7 protein-coding genes are annotated in these 4,963 nt (G+C 29.9%); all 7 read right to left on the bottom strand.

The window, feature by feature from the left end:
• Positions 1 to 77: 77 nt before the first annotated feature.
• Positions 78 to 740, bottom strand: a complete 663-nt coding sequence (locus BLV84_RS12170; protein ID WP_093246074.1) for an LPO_1073/Vpar_1526 family protein — start codon at positions 738 to 740, stop codon at positions 78 to 80.
• A 162-nt stretch (positions 741 to 902) separates the two neighbouring features.
• The gene (locus BLV84_RS12165) at positions 903 to 1,208 is read right to left on the bottom strand and encodes a type II toxin-antitoxin system RelE/ParE family toxin (protein ID WP_093246072.1); all 306 of its coding nucleotides are present in this window, start codon (positions 1,206 to 1,208) and stop codon (positions 903 to 905) included.
• Positions 1,208 to 1,426, bottom strand: coding sequence for a hypothetical protein (locus BLV84_RS12160; RefSeq protein ID WP_093246069.1), 219 nt, complete (start codon positions 1,424 to 1,426; stop codon positions 1,208 to 1,210). Before BLV84_RS12160 ends, BLV84_RS12165 begins: the two co-directional genes overlap by 1 nt.
• A 242-nt stretch (positions 1,427 to 1,668) precedes the next feature.
• Positions 1,669 to 2,211 carry a DUF1648 domain-containing protein gene (locus BLV84_RS12155; protein WP_093246067.1) on the bottom strand — a complete coding sequence of 181 codons (543 nt, stop codon included), beginning with the start codon at positions 2,209 to 2,211 and terminating at the stop codon, positions 1,669 to 1,671.
• 178 nt (positions 2,212 to 2,389) lie between these two features.
• Positions 2,390 to 3,301 (bottom strand): alpha/beta fold hydrolase family protein, encoded by a 912-nt coding sequence (locus BLV84_RS12150; RefSeq protein ID WP_093246065.1) that lies wholly within the window; start codon positions 3,299 to 3,301, stop codon positions 2,390 to 2,392.
• A gap of 160 nt (positions 3,302 to 3,461) precedes the next feature.
• On the bottom strand, positions 3,462 to 3,962 hold the full coding sequence (locus BLV84_RS12145; protein ID WP_093246063.1) for a hypothetical protein: 501 nt from the start codon (positions 3,960 to 3,962) through the stop codon (positions 3,462 to 3,464).
• Between the two features lie 211 nt (positions 3,963 to 4,173).
• Positions 4,174 to 4,857 (bottom strand): hypothetical protein, encoded by a 684-nt coding sequence (locus BLV84_RS12140; protein WP_143521378.1) that lies wholly within the window; start codon positions 4,855 to 4,857, stop codon positions 4,174 to 4,176.
• Positions 4,858 to 4,963: the final 106 nt, after the last annotated feature.

The following is a 4,963-nucleotide window of genomic DNA, read 5'->3' as shown; positions in this document are numbered from 1 at the left end:
ATTACTAAATTACAGACCAATTAGAAAATTTAATTATAACAACCCAATTGAAGTCCTAGAAAACAAATGTTTTGCACTTATGGGTTGAACTCAGCCTTTTTAGAAAACGAAAATTTGTTAAACCTTATACAGGATAAAGATTCTAAATGAGTTATGTTAATTAAAGAAATATTCAAATTTTGAAAAGGTTTCAACTGATGTGTTAAATAACCGTCCACCCATAATTGGTAGCTACTTTTATTATAAACTTGATTTAATGGGTATTTTGATGGACGTATTTTGTATAAGTTGACAAGTAAACCTAAAATTTTCATTTGATTTACTGTTAAAAAAGGAATAATATCAACAGCCATTTTGGAATTTAAAGCTAATACTGATTCTGGATTTGCTTTTAATCTTTCGGAAACTATTCGAGCTAAAATTGTATGTTTTTCTTTACTGTCAGTTTGCGCAGAACTCATAATTGCTTTTTCTAAAAGTGCTGAAAACTCAGGATGATTTTGAGAATCATTAATTTTCTCTTTAGTCAATTTTTCATTCTGCTCAAGTTTATCGATTCTCAAAGCTAATTCATTTAAAAATTTTAATGAATTTTCTTTAGCTTTTTTATTTACATTTTCATTATGATTATTATAAAAATTTTGAATCCATTTTTCTCCGGAATCCCAAGCTTTTTCAACAAATTTACCTGTTAAACCGCCCACGGCTGAACTTATTGCGACTATTGTTAATTCATCCATAATTTTTTTTTCAAATGTGCCCTAACGTTTTTGTGTATGATTAGTGGCGTGTTTTAAGCACGGAATTTAGTAAATAAAAACCGAATAGAAAATCCGTAAGGATTTTCGTAAGTAGGCGATTACTAGCCATTAATTATACACGTTGTTGGGCTTTCGTACTTTTTAATCGACATCTTTCTTTAATTTGTCAGGATTTTGTCGTGTGTCAAAAATTGTAATTATTTCTATTTCTTTTCGTTCAGCTATTATTCTGTATAAAAATGTGGTTTGTTTTGTAACAACACATTTGTATAGATTTTTAAATTCTGATGATTTTGGACAACTATCAGGTTGATTTGATATTTGTTCGATTTTATCGTTCAGTTTTGAAATAAACTTGTCACGAGTTTTTAAATTCCACTCTTCGAGTAAATATTCAGATAATTTAAGAAGTTTTGATTCGGCAAGTTCGGATAAGAATACTTTCATTAAGAAATTTTCTTTAGGAATGACTCGTAAGAAACTCTTTTTCCGTTATCTAATTCCTCAATACCTTGTTTTATTTCAGATTGTTGAGTTAAAGTTAGTTCGTCCCAAAAATCGACTTTTTCTTTTTTCACAAAGTCAGCTACTCTTTGGATAAAATCATTGTTTTCAGTCTCCAAAATTGTTTTTAGTAGTTCAAGTTTTGTTGTTCGAATATCCATTATAATATCTCTTTAATTAATCAAATGTACAAAAAATATGATTCAGTTCGATTTTTTTTCAGTATGAAGCCCAACGTCTCAGTATATGAAAAGTAGCGCTGAAAATCAGCGACTGCCATTCGGATGGACACGAGCCAAATTTTTAAATTTTTCTATTTATTTTTCTTTTCTCAAATAGCCAAATTTAAAAATTTGGCTACCTCGAAAAAATGCCCAAACCATTGAATTTGCAACTGCTCGCGCTATTTTTTATATACATTGTTGTACCCAGTGCTTTTGTCACCTTTGTCGTTACTCATTTTGATTAAAAAATATGCCATTGGGATAAAAATTAGAGCCATAGTCAAAGGTAGAAACCAAATTCCAAGTCCGTCTGCTGAGCCATTTATATTTTGTAAAGTTCTAAAAACAATCAGTCCAAATATTATAACAACAACCAATTTTAATACTCGAACCAGTCGAGTAGCAATTTTATATTTTTTCATCGCATTTTGTTCCGTTATATTATTAGGATAATTGAAAACGTGCGGATATTTATTTAAGATTGTCATTCCTACGTACAAAATTGACGCAACAATAGGTAGAGTTAAAATATTCCACTTGTTTCCAAAACCATCCGCTTCTCCTAATCCGTTATAGTGTATTGGGATAGTTTCTGGTAATTGAGAGTATTTTGAAATCGTCAAAACCCAAATTACCGCTAATAAAATCCAACCCAAAATTTCCAATCCTTTATCAGAATTGGTCATTTTTACTTTTAATTTTGGTCGATTATTTTTAATCATCACTTCAGTTTAATTATATCACGATTTTTTTTGCATTGGGTACAACGGTTTGTATAAGGATAGTTGCGTGATTCAGCAACTAACTTACTAAAAAAGCGTGAACCTTTGGAAAATCCGTAGGATTTTCCAAGTAGGCGAGAACCAAGCAATTATTTTTATACGTTGTTGCCCACAGTTTTTATTTTAGTATCCAATTTATTAAATCTTTTTCGTCAACAATCGACCAAGAATGTGGATGTCTTTGTCCGTTTGCCCGATATCCTTGATTTTCGGTAGTTATCAGTTCCACGTTTTCATTTCCAAATTCCTTTTTTAATCTTTTGGATAATTTTTCAATATAGAATGCATTTAAATCTTCATAACCTCTTTTCGAACTTTCTTTCCACCATTTTAAATCGGGTTCAGAGTAAAATCTGATTTTCATATTTTTTAATCCCTTAATATTTTCGATATTTTGAGTTTTAAATGTATATGGTGAATTAAGTTCATAATTTGTCATTCCTTCAGAAAGTTTTCCAAATTTTGTATCAAGCAAATTTATAATCCATTTTGATTCTTGAACTGCTGGTTTTGAAAAATTTAGCTTAATGTTTTCTTCTGCGTTCTTGTACAACTGTAATAAGTCAACTGGTGAATCAACCACAAAAACACCTTTTGGTTGAAGTGGATTTTTAGTTTTTTTGAGATAATCACATATTAATAAACTTACGTTTCCACCGCTCGAAAATCCGCCAATGAATATGTTTTTTTTAGGTAGATTCTGTTCCTGAATTATTTTTGCTAATTGTTCCGCTAATTCTTTTTTCTCTTTTGGTTCGAGGTATAAACGTTCGTTAAGATTCATTGCTAAAACCGAAAATCCATTTTTTATGCTAATTTCTGCAATTTTAAATTCTGATAGTGTGTTTTCGGCATCACAAGGAAAGCAAGGGAATAAAATCAATAAACCTTGTTGTTTTTCCGCTTTTATTAGCTCAAATTCAGAGGCCTTTATAATTTCAGATACAGAATTTTCAACAGGACTATTTTTTTCATTTTGTCCTTTACAAGAAATTGTAATTAATGCTAAAATTATGAGGTATTTCTTCATTTTTCAAATTGTGGGCAACGTGTTTGTGTATGGCTCGTTGCGGAAAATCAGCTATGATTTTCCGCCGTAAAACGAAGATAGCAAATTGCAATGAATTCCGATTAGGAATTCAGCCGCAATGAGCTATACACGGTGTTGTGCATAGTTTTTAATTCAGTTTTTAATTCAGAATAATTGGTGTCATTTCAGACTTTAATTTGTCATAATCCTCTTGAGTTATTACTCCCAATTCTAATAATTCTTTTGCTTCTTTTAATTTGGCAATAGCTTCTTCTTTCGTTAATTTTTTATTCGGATTTTTTATTTCTCCAACTTCCAGTGCAGTATCATAATCTATTAAAACAGGAATAAGTCCATAACCTTTAAAATGCGCATACAATTTGTATCCACTTTTTTTAGTTCCGTAAGTTTTTAATTTATCCACAACAACTTTTTTATCAGACAAAGTATTTGAAACTCTTTGTCCTCCTTGTGAAATATAGGTAAACCCTAAATCAGAAGTTGGGATTCCAATTGTCAAAGTATCTCCGACTTTTAAAGTATCTCCAATTTTAGTTATATAATTTTTGTATTCAGACTTTTTTGTCAATTTTCCGTATTCAGCAGTTTGGGAAAAGCCAATCGAGAAGGAAAAAAATAGTATTACAGTAAATATTTTCATTTTTTGGTCAAATTATGCACAACGTCTCTGTATATGGCTCGTAGCGTGCAAAATAGAAAATTATTTTCGGATTAAGCACGAGCCGAATTTTTTAATTTTTCTTATTATCTTTTTTTTCAATAAGCCAAATTAAAAAATTTGGCGGACTAGCAAATATACCTTAACTTCGACTAAGCAACTAACTAGCTATGAGCTATATACGTTGTTGCCATTAGTTTTTTATTCGATAGTATATTTTCAATCCAATTGTAAATTCCACTCCAATTTTGTTTCCCTCTTTTCGATAATAAGGTGAAAAATGTTCTTCATCAAATTGCCGTGTTCTTAAATTTACAAAATTATCGTAACTATTTATTCTATAATTCAGTCCAATTCCAGTATACCAATTCAGTCCAATTCTATTAGATAAATTGACAAACATTCCAAATTTTGGTATTAGACCAATTTTTTGTCTATTGTAATCTGCTCTGTCAAATGTTAGATATTCATTTTGTTCCGAAAAGAATGACTGGTTTTCAAATTCCTCGTTTTGATTAAGATAAAACAGTTCTAATGAAAAGTACTTTAATGTTTTTCTATTTGGATTTATTATGTGGTAATATTCAGGTCTTATTTCCCAGAGTGAATAACTGTCAAAAGTTTGGATAACAGAATTAGTAGCATTTCCATATCCAATATCAATTCCGATTTTTGTTTTAGTATTCAAGTTTTTTATATATCCAATTTGCCAACGAGGTGTTCCGTTATTACTAAATCCGTTTGTGTTTCCTTGAAAATAAAATGGTGAAAATAAATCAGTCGTAATATAACTTTCATTTTTCGGTTCAATATCCTTTTTTGTTTGCGCACAAATTCCGATTGGCAATAACAATAGTAGGTAGACAATGTTTTTCATAAATTAATGGCAACGGATTTGTGTATGAGTAGTAGCGAGATTTTAGCTCGGAACTTTTCTCATTTCTAAAACCATAAATTTATAACTTATTTTCGTTTTTAATCAC

Origin of the sequence: Psychroflexus halocasei (genome assembly GCF_900107595.1) — a bacterium.
Classification (GTDB): Bacteria; Bacteroidota; Bacteroidia; order Flavobacteriales; family Flavobacteriaceae; genus Psychroflexus; species Psychroflexus halocasei.
This window is presented reverse-complemented; position numbering and strand designations above follow the sequence as displayed.